Origin of the sequence: Thermomonas sp., from assembly GCF_020850895.1 — a bacterium.
Classification (GTDB): domain Bacteria; phylum Pseudomonadota; class Gammaproteobacteria; order Xanthomonadales; family Xanthomonadaceae; genus Thermomonas.
The window spans coordinates 38,251-57,827 of the sequence record NZ_JADZDS010000043.1 but is presented as its reverse complement, the minus strand read 5'-3'; the positions used below and the strand labels follow the sequence as shown (position 1 = coordinate 57,827).

Genomic DNA, 19,577 nt, shown 5'->3' with positions numbered 1-19,577 from the left:
GCTGGTTGCCCAGCAACTCAGCGGCGAAGGGCTTGTCATGGGTCCACGCTGGCGTGGCCTGCGGACGCAGCGGCGTCACCGTGGCCAGATGCGCGGGCGCGGCCGGCTTGAGCAGCTCGCGGGCATGACCCAGTGCGGTTTCGCGCCACGGTGCGGCCACGACGTCGATGTCGAGATCGGCTTCGCCCAAGGCGTGGATGCGGCTCGCGCCGAGTTCGGCCAAACGGGCATCGAGCTTGCGGGCGATGCCGCAGAAGTCGGCATAGCTGGAATCACCCAGCCCCAGCACGCCGAACTTCAGCTGCGGCAGCTTGGGTGCACGCTTGCCCAGCAGGAATTCGGTGAAGCCAATGGCGTCATCCGGCGGATCGCCCTCGCCCTGGGTGCTGATGACCAGATACAGCAACGTCTCGCTGGCCAGTTCACGGGTGGCGTAGGCGTCGGTACGCAGCAGCCGCACCGGCAGTCCGGCGGCTTCCAGTTGTGCCAGCAGCGCTTCGGCGGCACGCTTGGCATTGCCGGTCTGGCTGCCGTAGAGGATCGTCGCCGGTGCAGCCGTGGCGACGGCCGGTGCCAGTGCTGCTGCGTTTGCCGGCGCCTGCCCACGCGCCAGCCCGGCCAGGAAGCCGGAGGCCCAGAGCAGGGCCGAGCCGTCGGCATCCACGGCAAAACGCTCCAGCAAGGCGTGTTGGCTGGCGCTGAGCGGTGCTGCGATCCGGTGGGCGGGGACGACGTTCGACATGGCGGGTGCTGCAAGGCTTAAGGAGTGCCGATGCAGGCTAGGTGTCGCGCCACGCGAGGGGAAAGGAATGCGGGCTATGCGTGCATACGATGGCCGCATATGCCGGAGGCGGCAGTTTTGGCCATGGGAATATGCCGGTTCGGAATGCAGCGCGGCGCGGAGGGCCCGCGCCGCGTGCTCAGGGACTTCCGATCAATTCAGCGGTTCCTGCCAGTCTTGGATAGCTGGACTGGCACCTCTTGGATGGAGTTGCTCAGACCGTCTCAAACCGAGGTTGCCGGATCAAGCCGTATCAGGTGACTGGAATTGGCGGGAGCCGGAAGGGACGCTGAATGCGCGTCCCGTGAGTCCGGATCCACGACTACTCTGATTTCCTTCAGCGATGGGGCTCGAACGTCACCGGAACCAGACCGATGGCCTGGACCGCGAGTCCGTTGCGGATCGCCGGCTGGAACAGCCAGCGCGAGAGCACTTGGGTGCGTGCAGCTTCATCCAAGTCCCGGTGCCCGCTGCTGCGTTCGATCGTCACTTGCAACGGGCGTCCGTCGGTATCGACCAGGATGCGCAGCAACACCGTGCCGCCCAAGCCCATGCGCATGGCGCTGCGCGGATAGGCCGGCGGCGGCGCGGTGCGGTAGGCCAGTTGCACGGGTGCCGGTTCGATCGCCGGGCCAATGTCGGTCGCGGTGCCCAGATCACTGGTCGCCGTGCTGTCCAGCGCCGGTGTTTCGACGGAGGTGGTGGGGATCACCGCCTCCGAACTGGCGAGCAAGGGCGCGGGGTCGCGTGGCCGGACCGCGACGTCCCGGTTGTATCTTGGCGGCGGAAGCTGCGTTTGACGGTGCTCAATCGGCACCACCTTGATTTCCTCGGGCTTGGGGATGACCCGAAGCTGCAGGGTCGGCGGCAGCATGGATGTGAGGGATGGCGGTGGTACGGAAATCGGCATCATCACGATGCCGAACAGCAGCAGGTTGAGCGCGATGGCGCTGCTGAGCGCGACGATTCGGCTGGGCTGAGGATGCGGTGCACAGGCCGGGGACGCCAATGCGAAACCGCTTGCACCGGCGTGGGAATGGGCGAGGGCTTGGATCATGGTCGACCTCCTTCCGAACTGGGTGGTGGGGACTTCTATCCATGTAACGCGCGGACGTCCGGAATGGGGTTTGCCGTGTGCCCGTGGTGCGATTCCAACCTGAGACCTGATTCCAATTCCGTCAAGCAGCGGATGTCCGTGAGTGACCGCGACTGCCGGGCGCCTGGGTGAGGGACTGAAGCGCCGCCGGTATCCACCTGTCTGCCGCACCAGCACTGGGTTCCACCCCGGAGTCGAGCGCGTGCGTGGGTCCGTGGATGTCGGTTTGGAGGGCGCCGAAGCGGCTTCCTTGGCTGAACGTATTCCGAACGGGAAGCCCATGTGCCCTCCGATGGCGGGCCGATTAGCTCCCGAGTTCGAACACCACCTCGATGTGGATGTCGAGCTCGGTTTCGCCACCGGCAATCGGCGTTGCACTCTCTGGCGGCGGCGCCGCTGCAAGCCTTGCCATCGGCATCGGCATGCTCCCGCGACTGCCGCCCTCGTTGATGCTGACGATACGACGCACCTTCACGCCCAGTGCCTCGGCGTAGGCTCGAGCCTGCTCCATCGCCGCGTGCACTGCGTTGCGACGGGCTTCTGCATACGCCGCTTCCGGGTGCTCGATGCCGAAACTGGGGCCATTGATCTGGTTGGCGCCCTGCCCGATCAGGGCATCGAGTACGCGACCGAGCCGGGCCAGGTCGTGGATCTTGACCGAGACGGAGTTGCTGGCCCGGTAGCCGACGATGGCCGGGGCCTGATTCTGTTCATAGCGATATTGCGGCTCCAGCGTGATCCGGCTGGTCCTGATGTCGCGTTCTGCAATCCCCGCGGACTTCAGGGCGGCCAACACGGCGTTCATCCGCGTCGCGTTGTCGCGCATGGCGGCATCGGCTGCCGTGGCCTGGGTGACCACGCCTGCAGAGACCGTGGCGAAATCCGGCATGCGATGGGCAGCTCCGGTGGCGGAGACAGTCAAGATGGTGCCTTGCGCCGCGGTGGAAACTTCGGCGGAGGATTGCTGGGCGGACGTGGTCATCGGCGTGAGGCTCGTGAGGGCAAGGGCAAGGGCAAGTGACGGCAAGCGCAGCGACATGGTGGACTCCGGCGTGAAGGGGGGATACAGGCACAGGAATGCAGGGGTATACGCAGCGGTGGTTCGATCGGGGTGATTCGAGCATGCACGACGGTTGGAGGCGGCATGTTGGGCAGGGGGATCGGCTGGATGCAGGGCAGGTGAAACCGTGATGGCGGACATCCGAGCAGGTCCGGCCTGAACGTAGGTTAGGTGCTGCGTGGGTCGATTGTGACCCGGTTCCGTGTGGTGAAGCCCGCTTGCCTTAGACTGCACGCATGCTGCATCTGGCCTCGCGTTCCCCGCGCCGCGCTGAACTGCTGGCCCGGCTCGGGCTGGCCTTCGGCATCCTCGACCTCGATGTTCCCGAGCAACAGGGGAGCAGCGAAACCGCGCACGACTATGTGCGACGGGTTGCCCGGGAGAAGGCCGGGGCTGGATTGCTCGAAGTCGTTGCCGTCCCCGGCGCGGTGGTGCTGGGTGCCGATACCGAGGTGATCCTCGACGGCGAGGTGTTCGGCAAGCCGACCGACGCCGATGCAGCTGCGGCGATGCTGCGGCGCCTGTCCGGACGCACGCACGAGGTCCTCACGGCCTTGTCGGTGGTGACGGCGGGGCGCGAGGCGAGGGCCGAAGCGCTCACGACGGTCGCCTTGGAACGCTTGTCGGAAGACGCGATCACGCGCTACCTGGCCAGCGACGAGTGGCGGGGCAAGGCCGGCGGCTATGCGATCCAGGGCGTATTCGAGGCACATATCGTGCGTCTGGAGGGCAGTTATTCCGGGGTGATGGGGCTGCCGCTGCGCGAAACCGCGGCATTGCTGCGCAAGTTCGGGGTGCTGACGTGAGCGAGGATCTGCTGGTCAACGTCACCCCACGTGAAACCCGCGTTGCGGTGGTGGAAAACGGAATGCTGCAGGAGCTGCACATCGAGCGTGGCAGCCAGCGCGGCGTGGTCGGCAATATCTACAAGGGCAAGGTGCAGCGGGTGATGCCTGGCATGCAGGCCGCGTTCGTCGACATCGGGCTGGATCGCGCGGCCTTCCTGCATGCCAATGACATCTACCGGGCGGTATCGCTCGAGACGGCCGAAACGGGTGTGGAAGGCATGCCGACGCCGCCGATCACCGAATTGTTGCGCGACGGCGCCGAGATCGTGGTGCAGGTCGTGAAGGACCCGATCGGCAGCAAGGGCGCCCGCCTGACCACGGAAATCAGCATCCCCTCGCGCTACATGGTCTTGCTTCCGCGCACCAAGGTGGTCGGTGTGTCGGCGCGGATCGAGGACGAGGACGAGCGCACGCGGCTGCGCGATCAGGTTGCCGGGCTGGCCAGCGGTACCGGCCATGGCTACATCGTGCGTACCAATGCCGAAGGCCAGCCGGCCGAGGCCTTGGCGGAGGATGTCGCCTATCTCGGGCGCGTGTGGGCATTGATCGAACGATCCTCGGAAGGTGCCGGTGTCGGCAGCTGCATCTACGAGGACCTGAGCCTGCCGCTGCGTGCGGTGCGTGACCTGATCCGCCGTGACGTCGACAAGGTCAAGGTCGATTCGCGTGAAACCTGCGAGCGCCTGCGCGAGTTCGCCGCCCGCTACATGCCGGCGTTGGCCGACAAGATCGAGCATTACTCCGGTTCGCGACCGATCTTCGACATGTTTGGCGTCGAGGACGAAATCCAGCGCGCGCTGGACAAGGAGGTGCCGTTGAAATCCGGTGGCTACATGGTGATCGACCAAACCGAGGCGATGACCACGGTGGACGTGAACACCGGCAGTTTCCTCGGCCAGCGCAACCTCGAAGAGACCGTGTTCCGCACCAATCTGGAAGCGGCGCAGGCGGTGGCGCGGCAGCTGCGGCTCAGGAACCTCGGCGGCATCATCATCATCGACTTCATCGACATGCAGGACGCCGAGCACCGCCGGCAGGTGCTGCGCACGCTGGAGAAATCGCTGACCAAGGATCACGCCAAGACCACCGTGCACGATTTCTCGCCGCTGGGGCTGGTCGAAATGACCCGCAAGCGCACCGTCGAAAGCCTGGAGCGCCGCCTGTGCGAGCCCTGCCACGAATGCGGCGGTCGCGGCATGGTGCGCACTGCGGAAACGGTCACCTACGAAATCTTCCGCGAGATCGTGCGCGCGGTACGCCAGTTCGACGCAGCGCGGTTGCTGGTGATCGCTTCGCCCAAGGTGGTGACGCGGATCACCGAGGAGGAGTCCAGCGCGGTTGCCGAACTCGAGGAATTCCTCGGCAAGTCGATCCGCTTCCAGTCCGATGCGCAGTACCTGCAGGAGCAGTTCGATGTGGTGCTGCTCTGAAGTGAAAGTCTACGGCGGTCTTTCCCGCGTTGCGGGCCGGAATCCTCCGCGGACGGAATCGGCAACGTGCGCATGAGGCCTTGGCGCGAATGGCTGTCCGGGTTGCGCCGCCATGGCGTGCATGCTCTGGCCACGTTGCTGGCGCTGCTGGCGCTGGTGAATGGCCTCGGCATGCTGTTGCTTCCGGTGGTCGAGCGCCATCCGCAACGGGTCGCGGAATGGCTCAGCGCACGCGCCGGGCGACCGGTGGCTTTCGACAGCCTGAGTACACGCTGGACCCGGCGCGGGCCATTGCTGCGCGTGGAAGGCCTTCGCGTCGGTGACCCGCGAGACCCGGTGCATATCGGTGCCGCTGAAATCCAGATTGCGCAGTACAGCGGACTCTTGCCCGACCATTCGTTCACCGAGGTCCGGCTACGTGGCTTGGACCTGACCCTGCAGCGCGCTGCCAACGGCCAGTGGCGGGTGCGCGGTTTGCCGGGTCAGCAGGTGGGCGATGATCCGCTGGCTGCGCTGGAGCATTTGGGCGAACTGCAGTTGGTCCAAGCGCGCTTGCGCATACTCGCCACCGAATTGGGCATCGATTTGCGCGTGCCGAAGATCGACATGCGCATGCGGGTCAATGGGTCGCGGCTGCGCCTCGGTGCGCAGGCCTGGCTTCGCGATGACGCGCGGCCGGTGTCGGTCGCGGTGGATTTCGATCGTGGTTCAGGCGATGGCCGGGTGTATGTGGGCACCTATCAGGCAGACCTGCGTGTCCTTGCCGGGACGATCGCCATTGCCGGGGTCGCGCCAGCCGAAGGGGTGGGGAGATTGCGCACCTGGGGCCTGCTGCGCGGGTATCGCATCGTCGGGATTCGGGTCGATGCCGCCCTCCGTGACGTGGTATTGCGCGGTGCTGGCCTTGCCAATGCGCCTGCGGTGACGCGTCGGTGGCCAATGCTGCAGCTTGATGCTGCCTGGTCGGGAACCGTCGATGACTGGCAGTTGCGGGTTCCCGCACTGCGGATCGATGACGGCAGGAAATGGACGCTCGACGGAATCGCCGTGGCCGGTGGACGTCATTTCGCGTTGCGCGCTCGAAGCCTGCAGGCTGCCCCCCTGTTGCAGCTAGCCGCCTTGAGCAATGCGCTTCCACCGGGCATGCGGCGCTGGCTGCGGACAGCGGCACCGGATGCCCTGCTGGAGTCTGTCGATGTCCGCGGAACCCTTGGTGCCAGCTTGCGCGCCAGCGCGCGCATCCGTGGCTTCAGGTTCGATCCAGTCGGGCATGACCCTGGCATGCGCGGGGTTTCCGGCTGGTTGCAGGGCGATCAGGACGGTTTGCGGATGCGCTTCGACCGCACTGCATTGGCCGCGTTCGACTGGCCGGCAGGGTTCGGCGTCGTGCACGAATTCCACATGGATGGCGAGGCCGTGCTGTGGCGCGATGCCGAGGGCTGGACTGTCCGAACGCCTGGGTTGCGGATCGATGGCGGACCTTTGCAGGCGCGTGCGCGTGGCGGGATCAGCTTCCGCAGCGACCGTGGTTCACCGCACTTGGATATCTCCGCCGACATTGGCGACACGCCCATCGCGCTGGCGCATGGCTTCTGGATCCACCACCTGATGCCCAAGTCCACGGTCGCATGGTTGGATGCGGCGTTGCGGGGCGGCACCTTGCGCCGGGTCCACGCGGTCGTCGCCGGAGACCTTGGCGATTGGCCGTTCCGCAACGAGCCGGGCATGGCCGGTGCCGGCGTATTCCGCGCCGAAGCGCAGATCGATAACGGCACGGTGAAATTCCGGCCGGATTGGCCCGCTGTCGAGCACATGGATGCCAACCTCAGCTTCATTGCCGATGGCTTCACGGTCGACGGGCGTGCGCAACTGGCGGGCGTTGGTGTCAGTGCGCTGAAGGCAGGCATCCAGCGATTCAGTGCTTCGGAGCTCAAGGTGGACGCGACGACTGCGGGTGATGCGTCGCGCTACCTCGCGCTGCTGACCGCCAGTCCGCTGCACGAGGACTATGGCGAGGTCATGGATCAACTGCGTGCGGAAGGACCAGCGCGGGCGCGCTTCGGGATGACGCTGCCGCTGGGTCGTGACCAGCCGAATGTCGCCAAGGTCGATGGCGCTGTCGCCTTGGATGGCGTGCGTTTGCGCGAACAACGCTGGAACCTCGATTTCCAGCAAGTTCACGGTGAGGCACGCTATGACCAGGGTGGGTTCATCGCCAACGGGCTGCAGGTTCGCAGCGAAGGGGCCCCTGCGCTGCTGACCCTGCGTGCGGGGCCGCATGTGCAGGATCCGGCGCAGGCATTCGAAGCACAGTTGCAAGCCAAGGCCAATATCGATGGAATGCTGCAGCGCGCCGGAGGCTTGGATTGGCTGAAGCCGTACCTGCGCGGAAGTTCGACGTGGACCACCACGATCGCGGTGCCGCGCGGGTCGGGGGCGCCGGGAAGCCCGGCCGCACCTTCCTTCCTGCGGCTGAGATCTGACCTGGTGGGGACCGAGTTCAACCTGCCCATGCCGTTGCGCAAGCCGGCTGCGCAGGCGCTGGCTGCCGACATCGCCATTCGCCTGCCGTTCGAGCAGGGTGAGGTCGATGCACGCCTGGGTGATCTGCTTGCGCTGCACGCACGCATCCGAGGCGACAAGACTGGACTGCGGATTGAACTGGGAGGTGCCCCGGCTGGGGAGGCTCCGCACCACGGGTTGTTGGTGGGGGGCAAGACCGGTCAGCTTGATGTGCTGGGCTGGACGGGGGCATTGGCCGGAATGAAGAGCGTGGGCAGCATGCCGTTGCTCGGGGCAAACGTCGCGGCCCAGCACCTGCGCCTGCTGGGCGCGGATTTCCCCGATGCACACCTGCGGGCCGAAACCGCAGGTCGCAGCACCCGGGTCACCGTGCAGTCGCCTGGAATCAATGGCGTCCTGCTGGTTCCGGAGCAGGACGGTGCGGTGGTGTCAGGTCGTTTCGATCGCCTGCACCTGCCCGCTCCGGTGGCTGCCAGCCTGTCCCCGCGGGCGGCGAATCCGAATTCCGTGGCCAAGGAAGATGAAACGGCGCAGTTCGATCCGGCGACGATCCCCCCGCTGGCGATCGACGTGGATGAGCTGCGGATCGGCTCGACGCCATTGGGACGTGCACGCTTTCGCAGCTCGCCGACGGCAAGTGGTTTTCGGCTCGATGAGTTCACGACAACGGAAGGCAAGCAGCGGATCAAGGCCAGTGGATCCTGGATCGGTCGCGGGCAGGCTGCGCGCAGCGACCTGAAACTCGATGTGTCAAGCGACGACATCGGCGCATTGCTTGCCGGCCTGGGACTGGGAGGTCAGGTGGCCGGCGGAAAGGGAACCCTGGGCGTGGTGGCGAATTGGCGGGGCGGTCCCGAGCAGTTCGATCTGTTGGGGGTGAACGCGACATTGACCCTCGATGCTCGTGACGGCCGCTTGCTGGAGGTCGAGCCGGGTGCCGGGCGTTTGCTCGGCCTGCTGGGCGTTACCCAACTGCGACGGCGCTTGACGCTGGATTTCAGCGACATCTTCGCGAAGGGGTTTGCCTTCGATCGCATCCAGGGGCAGGCCAGTCTCGCCAACGGTCTGATGCGGACCGACGACCTGAAGGTCCGGGCCCCCGCTGCGGACATGACGGTGCGCGGAAGCACCGATTTGCGCAATCAGCGTTTTGACCAGACGGTGGAAGTCAAACCCCACCCGGGCGGCCTGCTGACGGCCGTGGGCGCACTTGCCGGAGGACCTATGGGGGCCGCCGTCGGGGCCGTGGCCAACGCGGTCCTTGACAGGCCGATGGGCGGGATCGGCGCCAAGACCTATCGTGTCACTGGCCCATGGTCGAAACCAACGGTCGAAGTCCTGCCCCGCGCGGAGCCGACACCCGGGCCAGCGGACGCGCCCGATCCTGCGGCAGCCGAGACGGAAGCGATCGATGCCGAAAAAAGCTGATCATCCTCGACCCGGGATGGCCGCCAAACAGCCGATGACAATGATGAACCCATTACTCCTTGCGCAATCCCGACTCCTCGATCCCACCGGGCTGGGTTTCCCGGATGTCGATCGTGCGTTTTCAGCGCTGCTCGGCCCGGGAGTCGATTGCGGCGACCTGTATTTCCAGCATTCCCGCGGCGAGGCGTGGAGCATGGAAGACGGCATCGTCAAATCCGGATCCCACAGCATCGAGCAGGGCGTCGGTGTTCGCGCGATGTCCGGGGAAAAGACCGGCTTTGCCTATTCCGATGCGTTGGACGCACACGCCCTGATCGCATCAGCGCAGTCCGCGCGCGCCATTGCCCGCGCCGGCCGTAGCCAGCAGCCAAGGGCGCTGGCGCCTTCGACTGCGCGCAGCCTGTATGTCCCATTGGATCCGGTCGATGGGTTGGACAATGCCGCCAAGGTCGAGGCCTTGCGGCGCGTGGATGGCCTGCTGCGTGCGCTGGATCCGCGTGTGCAACAGGTGATGGTGGGTCTCAGCGGCGGCGTCGACACCGTGCTGGTGGCGCGCAGCGATGGCGTGCTGGCGGGTGATGTGCGCCCGCTGGTGCGGATGAACGTGCAGGTGATCGTGGAGCAGGGCGGCCGCCGCGAATCGGGCTATGCCGGCTTCGGTGGGCGCTATTCGTACGCGGAGTTGCTGGCCGAAGGCAAGCCGGAGAAATTCGCCCGCGAAGCCCTGCGCCAGGCACTGGTGAACCTCGAAGCGATCGATGCACCCGCTGGCGTGATGCCGGTGGTGCTCGGCCACGGTTGGCCCGGCGTGCTGCTGCACGAGGCGGTCGGCCATGGACTGGAGGGTGACTTCAATCGCAAGGGCACTAGCACGTTCTCCGGCAGGATCGGCCAGCGCGTGGCCTCACCGGGCGTCACCATCGTCGATGACGGCACCCTCGATGGCCGCCGCGGTTCACTCAACATCGATGACGAAGGCACGCCAACGGCGTGCACCACGCTGATCGAGGATGGCGTGTTGGTCGGCTACATGCAGGACACCCTCAACGCCCGGCTGATGGGGATGGCGCCGACCGGCAACGGCCGCCGTGAGTCGTTCGCGCACCTGGTGATGCCGCGCATGACCAATACCTACATGCGTGCGGGCAGCCACGATCCGGAGGAGATGATCCGGTCGGTCAAGCGCGGCCTGTACGCGGTGAATTTCGGCGGTGGCCAGGTCGACATCACCAGCGGCAAGTACGTGTTCTCGGCCACCGAGGCCTATCTGATCGAGGATGGGAAGGTCACCGCGCCGGTGAAGGGTGCCACCTTGATTGGAAATGGGCCCGAGACCATGCAGAAGGTGGCGATGATCGGCCATGACCTCGCCCTGGATGACGGCGTCGGGATCTGCGGCAAGGACGGACAGAGTGTGCCGGTGGGCGTGGGCCAGCCGTCGTTGCTGATTTCGGAATTGACGGTGGGCGGAACGCAGGCGTGATGTTTCCTTCTCCCTTCGGGAGAAGGTGGCACGTCGCGCCGGATGAGGGTGCGGCGAAACGGTGGAAAGAAAATTGCAGAGAGATTGGAATATTCTTGGACGTTCAAGCGCCCCCGCTTCGCCAAACCCTCACCCCAACCCCTCTCCCGAGGGGAGAGGGGCTATGCCATGTCGCCATTGAATGCGTCGTCCCCATCCTCACTGCCATTCGCCAACAACTCCCGCAACTCCCGATACAGTTCACGGAATGCCCGTGGCGGTTTGTGCTTCGCCTTTTCCTCGCGCGCATTGCGCACCAATTGCCGCAACTTCTGGCGGTTGGCCTGCGGGAACTCCGCAAGCAGCGCCGTGAGCGCATCGTCACCGGCATCGCCGAGCAGGTGATCGCGCAGGGCTTCAGCGCGGTGCATGGCGGCGACCTCGCGCCGCGCGGTTTCGCCGTCCTTGCGCATCGCATCGCGCAGGGCATCCAGCACGGCGCTGTCCAGCTTGCGCATCTGCTTGGCCAGGAACGCCAGTTGCCGTTTGCGCGCGCCATGCGAGGGGATCTTGCGGGTGTCCTCGATGTGCGCGAGCAGCCCTTCCGGTACCGGCAGCAGGGCCAGTTGCGCCTCGCTCAGCGCCACCAATTGTGCGCCCAACTCCAGCACGTCCAGCGCCGCGCGCCGCTGCGCGCTCCGGCTGGGACTGAAGAATTCTCCGGTGTCTTCGTCACGTCCTCGCATTGCGACAGGATAAGCCATTGAACACACAGCAGGCCGATGTGATTGCCACCGCCGTTACCGATGACAGCCGTGCCCGCCAGCAGCACCTGGCTGCCATTGCGCAACAACAGCTGGAGCTTGCCCGCACCGCCGGTGCCAGCCAAGCGGAGGTCACCTGCAGCGAGGACGCCGGGCTTGCGGTCAACGTGCGCATGGGCGAGGTGGAAACGGTGGAAGCCACCCGCGACCGCAGCGTGTCCATCACCGTGTACTTCGGCCAACGCAAGGGCAGCGCCAGCACCGCCGACCTGCGCGAGGACAGCCTGGCTGCCACCGTCGCGCAGGCGTGTGCGATCGCCCGCTACACCGAGGACGATCCGGCGTCCGGCTTGGCCGATGCCGGACTGATGGCCACAACGCTGCACGAATTCGACAGTTGGCACCCGCAGGCGCTCGATGCCGAACGGGCCGTGGATACCGCGCTGGCGGCGGAATCCGCGGGCAGGTCGGTGGATGCGCGGATCGGGAATTCCGATGGTGCGTCGATGAATTCCAATGCGTCGATCAGCGTGTACGCCAATTCCCACGGCTTCCTCGGTGCCGAACGCAGCACCTCCTACAGCATCGGCTGCGCGCTGATTGCGGGCACCGGCGAAGCCATGCAGCGCGATGGCTGGTACAGCGTGGCGCTGGCGCAGGGTGACCTGGAGACGCCCGACGCCGTGGGCCGCAGGGCCGCGCAGCGCACGTTGGATCGACTGGATCCGCGCACCCTGCCCACTGGGCAGGTGCCGGTGCTGTTCTGTGCCGAAATGGCGCGCTCGCTGATCGGCAGCTTCCTCGGTGCGGTCTCGGGCGGAGCGTTGTACCGCCGTGCCAGCTTCCTGCTGGACAGTGCGGGCACACAGGTGTTCCCCGGCTGGTTCACGATCGAGGAAGATCCTTTCCTGCCGCGCGGCTTCCGTTCGGCCTCCTTCGATGCCGAGGGTGTGGCCACGCGTCGCTCGCTGCTGGTCGACGGTGGCGTGGTGCAGCGCTACCTGCTGGGTAGTTACTCGGCGCGCAAGCTGGGACTGCAGAGCACCGGCAACGCAGGCGGCGCGCACAACCTGCAAGTGAGGGCCAATGCCGGCGGCCTCGAGGCCCTGCTGCGCGGCATGGGCACAGGCCTGCTGGTGACTGAGTTGATGGGGCAGGGCGTGAATGCGATCACCGGCGACTACTCGCGCGGCGCGGCCGGCTTCTGGATCGAAAACGGCGAAGTTGCCTATCCGGTGGACGGCATCACCATCGCCGGAAACCTCAAGGCCATGTTCGCAGGCATCGAGGCGGTGGGTGATGACATCGACCCACGCTCGCATGTGCGCACGGGATCGATCCTGGTCGGCCGAATGACGGTGGCTGGCACCGGCTGATGCGCTTGCTCGGCTGATGCCCGGCCTGTCAACCGATGGCAGGACTTGTTCGTTGTCGATCCTGTTCCCGATGGAGCAAGGCCATGACGATCCAGCAGGCCAGTGCCGCCGCCAACCGTTTCGGGCTGGGTGCGCGCGCGGGTGAACTGTCCGCCATCAATGGCGATCCGCGCGGTTGGTTGCTGGCACAACTGGGGTCGCCGCCGCGCATCGCGGCTTTCGACGGGCTGACCGACAGCCCCGGTTATCTGGCGCTGTACGCGCAGGTTCAGCAGCAGCGTCGCGATGCCCGAATGCGGAGGGCGGATGCGCCTGCTGCAGGTGCGGATCGCGGCACGCCGCCGCGGGCGGGTAGGCGCGATGGCCTGCGCCGGGCGCTGATGAACGAACTGCTCGTGCGCCAGGGCGTGGCGGTGGCCAGCAGCGACAGCTTCCGCGAGCGGCTGGTGCGGTTCTGGTCGAACCATTTCGCGATTTCAGTCGACAAGCGTATTGCCTCGCTGTTCGCGGCACCGATGGAGCGCGAGGCGATCCGTCCAAACGCGACCGGACGTTTTGCCGACCTGCTGCTGGCGGTGGAGCGACATCCCGGGATGCTGCTTTATCTGGACAACCAGCGATCGATCGGCGACGACTCGCGGATTGCGATGGGTGCGGCCCGACGTTCCAACCGGCCGCAGCAGGCGCGTCGGCTCGGCCTGAACGAAAACCTGGCCCGCGAGATCATGGAATTGCACACACTGGGCGTGAACGCTGGCTACAGCCAAACCGACGTCGTCGAGTTCGCCAAGGCGATCACCGGCTGGAGCGTGCTGCGCCCAAGGGATCGCATTGGTGCGGGTGGCGGGCTGGGTTTCGTGTTCAGGGCGGCTGCCCACGAACCCGGTGGGCGCAAGGTGTTCGGGAAAACGTATCGTCAGCAGGGAGAAGCGCAGGGGGTGGCGATCCTGCACGACCTTGCCGTCCACCCCGCCACTGCGCATCACCTGTCGTTGAAGTTGGCGCGGCACTTCGTGGCCGACGATCCTCCCGCGGTCCTGGTGGAGCGCATGGCGCGCACCTGGTTGGCCAGCGGCGGGGACATCGCGGATGTCTGCCGTACCCTGCTGGCATCCGACGAAGCGTGGTCGGACCAGGCGCGCAAGTTCAAGACGCCGGATGACTTCATCATTTCCTCCCTGCGCGCTTGCCGACTCGATGACCGGGCCGACATCACCCTGGCCCTGCAGCTTCAGGCACGCTTGGGCCAACCTCCGTTCCAACCGCGATCACCGGCTGGGTTTGGCGACGTCGCCGCCGATTGGGGCGGGCCCGATGCCCTGTACAAGCGCGTGCAGGCTGCGCAGGAGATGGCCGACCGCTTGCCTGCGATGGCAGGGAGCACGCCGCTCCAACTTGGCCAGGCCGTTCTGGGCGGTGCGCTGGACGGGCAGACCGCCACTGCGTTGCGGCGTGCCGAATCGGTGCAACAGGGCGTGGCTTTGCTGTTGGCGAGCCCTGCGTTCCAGTGGAGGGCGTGAGATGCAACTTGATCGACGTGGTTTCCTGAAATTCGGTTCCGGCGCGCTGGCGCTGGCGATACTTCCCAAATTCGCCTTGGCAGCGACTTCGGCGACGGACTCCCGATTCTTGCTGGTGTTGTTGCGCGGCGGACTGGACGGCATGCACCTGTTGCAGGCCCAGGGGGATCCAGCGTTTGCGGCATTGCGTGGCACTTTCGTGCATGCCCAGGGACAGCCTGCAGCGTTGCCTCTGGATGGCGATTTCTCCCTGCACGGCAGTCTGGCTTTCTCCGCCAGCCTGTTCGCACAACGGCAGCTGCTACCGGTGGTGGCGGTGGCGCCGCCGTATCGCCAGCGTTCGCACTTCGAAGCCCAGGATTGCGTGGAGAACGGCACTGCAGGCACCGGCGGCACCTCCGGCTGGCTCAACCGTTGCGTGGCTTCCATGCCGGACAGCAAGGGCTTGGCGCTGTCGGCGGTGATGCCGCTGGCGATGCGCGGCAGTGGCGATGTCTCGACTTGGTCGCCCCCGCTGGCGACCGGAGTGGACCCGATCCTGTGGCAGCAGCTGCAGATGTTGTACGCGGCTGATCCCGCCTTGGCGCCCACCTTTGCAGCAATCGATACCGGGATGGAGGGCACCCCGGCCGGACGTGGCCAGGGAGGACTGCGATTGCCACAGGCGATGGCGGCGGCCGCGAAATTCATGTCCGCCGCCACCGGGCCGCGGATCGGATTCGTCGAGGACACAGGCTGGGACACCCACGGCAATGAACTGGCGGTGCTGAACCGCAAACTCGCCGAGTTGGACGAGGGCTTGAAGGCGTTTCACGGCGGTGCGCAGCCGATCTGGAGGAACACCGTGGTGGCAGTGGTGACGGAATTCGGGCGCACCGCAGCGATCAACGGCACCGGTGGCACCGACCACGGCACCGGCGGTACGGCGCTGCTGGTCGGTGGTGCGGTCAAGGGCGGGCGCATCGCCGGCGATTGGCCGGGGCTGGGTCAATCACAGCTCAACGAAGGGCGTGACCTGCGGACCACCACTGACTTGCGGGCAATGTTCAAGGGCGTGCTACGCGACCACCTCGGGGTTGCCGGCGACGTGCTGGCTGGTCGGGTGTTTCCGGACAGCGTGGGATTGCCGCCCCTGTCGGGTCTGGTCTGATCCATCGATGCAGCTGCAGTAGAGCGAGGGTCGGGCCCGAATCCGCCTTCTGGCTCACGCGGATCAATCACTTCGGTGATCGATCCGCGGCCAACCATCCCTGGTCGGCAGGCAATGCCGACTCAATCAGCGTTGCCCTGGATGCTGAAATTGGCCTGCATTTTTCCGGATTCGCGTTATGCTGTTTGGGCGCGGGCCTGCGCCGACATCGGGGAAACAAACAATGAATGAGACCACTGCACCTTCTGAAGACCGTTCGCTGGCAATGCTGACCCACCTGTCCGGCATCCTGCTGGGCTTCATCGTCCCCCTGATCATCTGGCTGACCAACAAGGACAAGGCCGAGAAAGCGTGGCTGATCGAACAGTCCAAGGAAGCATTGAACTTCCAGATCATGATCGCGATTGCCTATGTCGCCTGCATGATCCTGGCGATCATCATCATCGGCGGCTTGTTGATGCCGGTTGTGTGGCTGGTCAACCTCGTCTTCTGCATCCTTGCCGGCGTCGCCGTCAACAAGGGCGAAAACTATCGCTACCCATTCTCGCTGCGTCTGATCAAGTAAGCGTTCCGATCCGGTCGTGCCGGAACAGCGCCGACGGCCGCGAGGCTGTCGGCGTTGTCGTTGGTGCGGGAGGGAGGGGCACTGCACGCAGGCCTGGCGGAGAATCGGGCAGCGGTTTGCATGGGAGCGCGGTGACCCGGGTTTCATGGCGATCGCACCAGGTCGATCAGGCAGCCGCGGGTGTCGCAGGGTCAATTCGGCCGGATCATCGTCGCCCCCGTTCCTCGTGGATGCGTTCCGGAAGGTGGGGCTTGCCGCCCCTCGTGCATCCCATCAGGATCGGTTGGTGCCGAAATGAATCCGGCCGCGGGTGAGCGGCCGGATTCGATCCTTCAACCTGCCGGAGTCAACGATCGAGATAGGCCTGCAGGTCCTTGTAACCACTCTTGTCCAAGGCATCCAGCCGCTTGTCCAGCGAGGGATGGGTCTTGTACAGCCCGGCCATGCGTGGCGAGGAGGAGCCCTCCGAAGCCATCTTCTGCAGCACGACGTACAGTTCCAGTGGGTTGAAACCGCCACGGGCGAGGTAGATGCCGGCCGCTTGGTCGGCGCGGTATTCAGCGTTTCGGTCGAGTTGGGTCATCATGATCGCCGCGCCATTGCGCTCGATGAAGTCGCGCGCAAGGCTGCCGGCCAAGCCGCCGCCGGTGTTGACCTGACTCATCACCACCTCGCGCCCGGCCGCCTGGAGTTCCTGCTTGCGGATCACTTCGTAATGATCGCGCTGGACGACGTGGCCGAGTTCGTGGCCCAGCACTGCGGCCACCTCTGCGTCGCTTGACAGCAGGTCGTATAGGCCGCGCGTGATCAGGATGTAGCCGCCGGGTGCGGCGAATGCATTGATTTCACCATCATCGATCACGCCGAACGTCCACGGCAGGTCCGGCCGGCTGGTCTGGGAAGCCAGCCAGCGGCCAATCAGGTTGACACGATGCTGGATGGCCCGATCGTTGACCAATGGCGCCGCGCCCAAGACCCGCCCGGCGATCAACGGCCCGAGCTCGAGTTCTTCCTGCAGGACCTCGGCATCGGATTTGCCGACGATGGCGTCGCTGTGGTTCGAGGCTGCCCTTGCCGCGCTACCGGAACTGCCCGGAAGGAAGGACGAGAGTGCCCCTCCGAGGGCGCGCAGGCCGGTACGGGCGCCGCTGCGCGACGTTTGGCTGCTGGCCTGGTTCTGGCTCGGCTTGAACTCGCTGGCGTACGGCACCGACGTGGCCACCCAATGGTTGCGCGCCGCCGCGCTGTTGGCTTCATCGATCGAGACGCGGTAGGACTCCATGAGCGCGAGTTGTTCGGCATCGAAGTTGGCTGCCTTCAGCTTGCTTTCGTCGAGGCCGCGCACGCTCGCGGTTTCGGCCGTTCGGCCGCCGCCGGATCGGCCGGAGAACAACGCCGCCGCACTGCCGCCGCTGTCGTTCCTGCCGTAGGCAATCCGGATTTCATTGACGCGCACGTAGCCGGTTTGGCCATCGGCGAGGGCCAGTTTGAACCACAGGCCTTCCTGGCCGATGACGTTGACACTGGCCCTGTTGTTGAGGGTGGTGACGGTGGGTGCGCTGAAGGAGGCGGTTGCGTGGACGTCAACCTTGGGCTTGACCACGGTGGCCGGGGAACCGGCCTGTGCAGCCATCAGTACTCCGGACACTGCGAGCGTGACGCTGGCGAGGACCATGCGTGCGATTGCGTGTTTCATGGATCTTCCTTGTCTCGTGGCGGTTCGAGGTCGAAATCGAGTGTGTGTGCCGACTTGATGGTGAGGGCGTTGTCGGCGACCAGCGGGTATTCGTCGTTGTTGTTCAGGTCTTGGCCGAGGAGTTCGCGCAGGCGCAGGCGCTCGCCTCGGCTGGTGCTGTCATCATCATCGTCTATCTCTGCAACGGAAATACATACCAGAACCCGGCCATAGTCTTCCAGTCGCAAGTCACCCCCATTCAGGTGGCGATGCAACTTGTCCAGCTCGAGCTTGGCCTCGGCCAGGGCATCCTTGGTGGTGTCTCCGGTCCAGATCAGGACCATGAGGTCGTCGAGGATGGCGTGCAGCCAACTCTTGCGCTCGACGATGCCCTCGACCATCACTGCCTTGCTGCCGGAGTAGATCATGCGCCGCAGCAGGCGGCGGTATTCGCGCCGTCCGCGCAGCGCGGCGAAGGCATCCAGATCCGGATTGGCGACGAAGCGCAGTCGCGCCATCGACAGGCTGGCGTGTTTCTGCGGGTCGTATTCATCGCGGTAGTCGTTGTTGCCGACCGCGTGGCCGCGTTGCACCGAAGCATACGAGCGGCACAGCCCGAAACAGAGGCTGATGAAGCCGATGGAGGCGAAAACGTCGAGGAAAATGCCGAAATAGGTCAATCCGATGCAGGCGACCAGCAGGATCAGCAGGTTCACGGCGAAGAAGATCGCATCCATGTCCTCATGCGGCTCGCCGCGCCAAAATGCATAGCAGGTCAGGATCACCAACAGAGCGGCCAGCATGTATTTGAACGAAGGCGGCGGCATCCAGATCGCGCTGTCATGGATCAGGGCGTCGGTGGCCTCGGCCCACACTTCGACCCCAGGCATGGAGGAATTCAGCGGCGTCGGCTTGCTGTCGCTGATCCCGGAAGCGGTGTAGCCCACCAGTGCGACGGTGCCGCGCAGGTTCGGAGGTGCCTGCGTCCTGTCGCCACAGACGCGTTCGCCGGCAAGCAGGTTGGCAGCGCTGATGTAGGGGATCTTGGAATGTTCGCGCCAGTTCACCCGTACCGAGGCGGGATAGCTGTCTGCGGGCCGGTGCTGCAGGCGGGTGGCGATCCGCAGCGGCAGTGTGGGCAGGCCCCAGTCCCCGATCTCAGCGCGCAAGGGCACGTCGCGCAGGATGCCGTCTTCGCCGCGATTGACGTTGGTCAGCGCAGAGTTGCGGGTCATGGCCGCGCCGTAGGGCAGCAGGATTGCGACCTTGGGCCCGGGCGCAGTTGCCTCCGGGGTGAGCCGAAACGCGCCCGGGACCTGTGCGGCATGGAGTGGGGAGACTGGGTCAAAAGCCTCGTTTTGGCGTGCGGACGCGAACATGAACCGCCCGTTGCTCCCGGCTGCGATGGCGTCCAGCATGCCGTCGCCGTCCGGGTCGGCAGGGTTGCGGTCGATGAACTGCACGTCGACCCCGATCGCCTTGACCCCGGCACGGTCCAGTGCGTCCAGCAGGTCGGCATGGACCGACCGCGGCCACGGCCAGACCCCGATGCCCTGCGCGCGCGTCCATTCCAGCGAACAATCGTCAATCTCGACAACCACGGTCTGGTTGGACGGCTTTGGCTCAGCCGGACGCCAGCGGAGAATGGTGTCGAAGACGCTGTCCTCGGCAGAGTTCAGGTTGCGGTTATTCCCGTAGTCCCATCCCAGCCAGCCGATTGCGGCGAACGCGAGCAGTGGATAGAACGCGAACTTCAGGCGCAGGGCGAGGCGCGTCAGCGGACGCCGGTAGCCGCGTTCGACCCGCGACCAGGTTTCCATGAACCACACCGCCAACGACGCGATGGAGGCGTCGAAGCTGTCCTGCAGGTGGCGGATGCGTTTCTTCTGCGCCATGGTT

At 65.7% G+C, this 19,577-nt stretch carries 14 protein-coding genes; 8 read left to right on the top strand and 6 right to left on the bottom strand.

The genetic code is table 11. The features are described from left to right. The 3 genes from IT472_RS04130 to IT472_RS04120 form a co-directional block, all read right to left on the bottom strand. Positions 1-742, bottom strand: a 742-nt coding sequence (locus IT472_RS04130) for a flavodoxin domain-containing protein (RefSeq protein WP_297178801.1), incomplete at its 3' end; no start/stop codon positions are given. A gap of 376 nt (positions 743-1,118) precedes the next feature. Further along, the gene (locus IT472_RS04125) at positions 1,119-1,838 is read right to left on the bottom strand and encodes an energy transducer TonB (protein WP_297178798.1); all 720 of its coding nucleotides are present in this window, start codon (positions 1,836-1,838) and stop codon (positions 1,119-1,121) included. Between the two features lie 343 nt (positions 1,839-2,181). Then, the gene (locus tag IT472_RS04120; RefSeq protein WP_297178795.1) at positions 2,182-2,916 is read right to left on the bottom strand and encodes an SIMPL domain-containing protein; all 735 of its coding nucleotides are present in this window, start codon (positions 2,914-2,916) and stop codon (positions 2,182-2,184) included. Positions 2,917-3,173: 257 nt separating this feature from the next. Between IT472_RS04120 and IT472_RS04115 the strand changes: the two genes are divergently transcribed. From IT472_RS04115 to tldD, 4 genes are all read left to right on the top strand, one after another. After that, positions 3,174-3,743, top strand: a complete 570-nt coding sequence (locus IT472_RS04115) for a Maf family protein (protein ID WP_297178792.1) — start codon at positions 3,174-3,176, stop codon at positions 3,741-3,743. Further along, on the top strand, positions 3,740-5,215 hold the full coding sequence (rng, locus tag IT472_RS04110; RefSeq protein ID WP_297178789.1) for a ribonuclease G: 1,476 nt from the start codon (positions 3,740-3,742) through the stop codon (positions 5,213-5,215). Before IT472_RS04115 ends, rng begins: the two co-directional genes overlap by 4 nt. A gap of 72 nt (positions 5,216-5,287) precedes the next feature. Next, positions 5,288-9,166: a YhdP family protein gene (locus tag IT472_RS04105; protein WP_297178785.1), complete on the top strand. Its 3,879-nt coding sequence runs from the start codon at positions 5,288-5,290 to the stop codon at positions 9,164-9,166. 34 nt (positions 9,167-9,200) lie between these two features. Further along, positions 9,201-10,649, top strand: coding sequence for a metalloprotease TldD (tldD, locus tag IT472_RS04100; protein WP_297178814.1), 1,449 nt, complete (start codon positions 9,201-9,203; stop codon positions 10,647-10,649). Positions 10,650-10,810: 161 nt separating this feature from the next. On the opposite strand, the gene yjgA is transcribed toward tldD, so the two are convergent. Continuing rightward, positions 10,811-11,374 carry a ribosome biogenesis factor YjgA gene (gene yjgA / locus IT472_RS04095; RefSeq protein WP_297178782.1) on the bottom strand — a complete coding sequence of 188 codons (564 nt, stop codon included), beginning with the start codon at positions 11,372-11,374 and terminating at the stop codon, positions 10,811-10,813. Between the two features lie 38 nt (positions 11,375-11,412). Between yjgA and pmbA the strand changes: the two genes are divergently transcribed. The 4 genes from pmbA to IT472_RS04075 all read left to right on the top strand — a co-directional run bounded on the left by pmbA (position 11,413) and on the right by IT472_RS04075 (position 16,003). Next, positions 11,413-12,768: a metalloprotease PmbA gene (pmbA, locus tag IT472_RS04090; protein WP_297178811.1), complete on the top strand. Its 1,356-nt coding sequence runs from the start codon at positions 11,413-11,415 to the stop codon at positions 12,766-12,768. An 83-nt stretch (positions 12,769-12,851) separates the two neighbouring features. Beyond that, a complete protein-coding gene (locus IT472_RS04085; RefSeq protein WP_297178779.1) occupies positions 12,852-14,288 on the top strand; it encodes a DUF1800 domain-containing protein in 1,437 nt (478 codons plus the stop codon). A 1-nt stretch (position 14,289) separates the two neighbouring features. Further along, on the top strand, positions 14,290-15,438 hold the full coding sequence (locus tag IT472_RS04080) for a DUF1501 domain-containing protein (RefSeq protein WP_297178776.1): 1,149 nt from the start codon (positions 14,290-14,292) through the stop codon (positions 15,436-15,438). A gap of 223 nt (positions 15,439-15,661) precedes the next feature. Further along, complete coding sequence (locus IT472_RS04075; RefSeq protein ID WP_297178773.1) at positions 15,662-16,003, top strand: DUF4870 domain-containing protein; 342 nt, start codon at positions 15,662-15,664, stop codon at positions 16,001-16,003. Positions 16,004-16,349: 346 nt separating this feature from the next. Here IT472_RS04075 and IT472_RS04070 read toward each other — a convergent pair whose 3' ends face one another. Then, positions 16,350-17,699, bottom strand: a complete 1,350-nt coding sequence (locus tag IT472_RS04070; RefSeq protein ID WP_297178770.1) for a M48 family metalloprotease — start codon at positions 17,697-17,699, stop codon at positions 16,350-16,352. After that, positions 17,696-19,573: a CHASE2 domain-containing protein gene (locus tag IT472_RS04065; RefSeq protein WP_297178768.1), complete on the bottom strand. Its 1,878-nt coding sequence runs from the start codon at positions 19,571-19,573 to the stop codon at positions 17,696-17,698. Before IT472_RS04065 ends, IT472_RS04070 begins: the two co-directional genes overlap by 4 nt. Positions 19,574-19,577: the final 4 nt, after the last annotated feature.

Excerpts from the sequence above, each read along its gene's own strand:
- IT472_RS04125 (WP_297178798.1), bottom strand. The coding sequence starts at position 1,838 with ATGATCCAAGCCCTCGCCCATTCCCACGCCGGTGCAAGCGGTTTCGCA.
- IT472_RS04120 (WP_297178795.1), bottom strand. The coding sequence starts at position 2,916 with ATGTCGCTGCGCTTGCCGTCACTTGCCCTTGCCCTTGCCCTCACGAGC.
- IT472_RS04115 (WP_297178792.1), top strand. The coding sequence starts at position 3,174 with ATGCTGCATCTGGCCTCGCGTTCCCCGCGCCGCGCTGAACTGCTGGCC.
- IT472_RS04105 (WP_297178785.1), top strand. The coding sequence starts at position 5,288 with ATGAGGCCTTGGCGCGAATGGCTGTCCGGGTTGCGCCGCCATGGCGTG.
- tldD (WP_297178814.1), top strand. The coding sequence starts at position 9,201 with ATGACAATGATGAACCCATTACTCCTTGCGCAATCCCGACTCCTCGAT.
- yjgA (WP_297178782.1), bottom strand. The coding sequence starts at position 11,374 with ATGCGAGGACGTGACGAAGACACCGGAGAATTCTTCAGTCCCAGCCGG.
- IT472_RS04085 (WP_297178779.1), top strand. The coding sequence starts at position 12,852 with ATGACGATCCAGCAGGCCAGTGCCGCCGCCAACCGTTTCGGGCTGGGT.
- IT472_RS04080 (WP_297178776.1), top strand. The coding sequence starts at position 14,290 with ATGCAACTTGATCGACGTGGTTTCCTGAAATTCGGTTCCGGCGCGCTG.
- IT472_RS04075 (WP_297178773.1), top strand. The coding sequence starts at position 15,662 with ATGAATGAGACCACTGCACCTTCTGAAGACCGTTCGCTGGCAATGCTG.
- IT472_RS04070 (WP_297178770.1), bottom strand. The coding sequence starts at position 17,699 with ATGAAACACGCAATCGCACGCATGGTCCTCGCCAGCGTCACGCTCGCA.
- IT472_RS04065 (WP_297178768.1), bottom strand. The coding sequence starts at position 19,573 with ATGGCGCAGAAGAAACGCATCCGCCACCTGCAGGACAGCTTCGACGCC.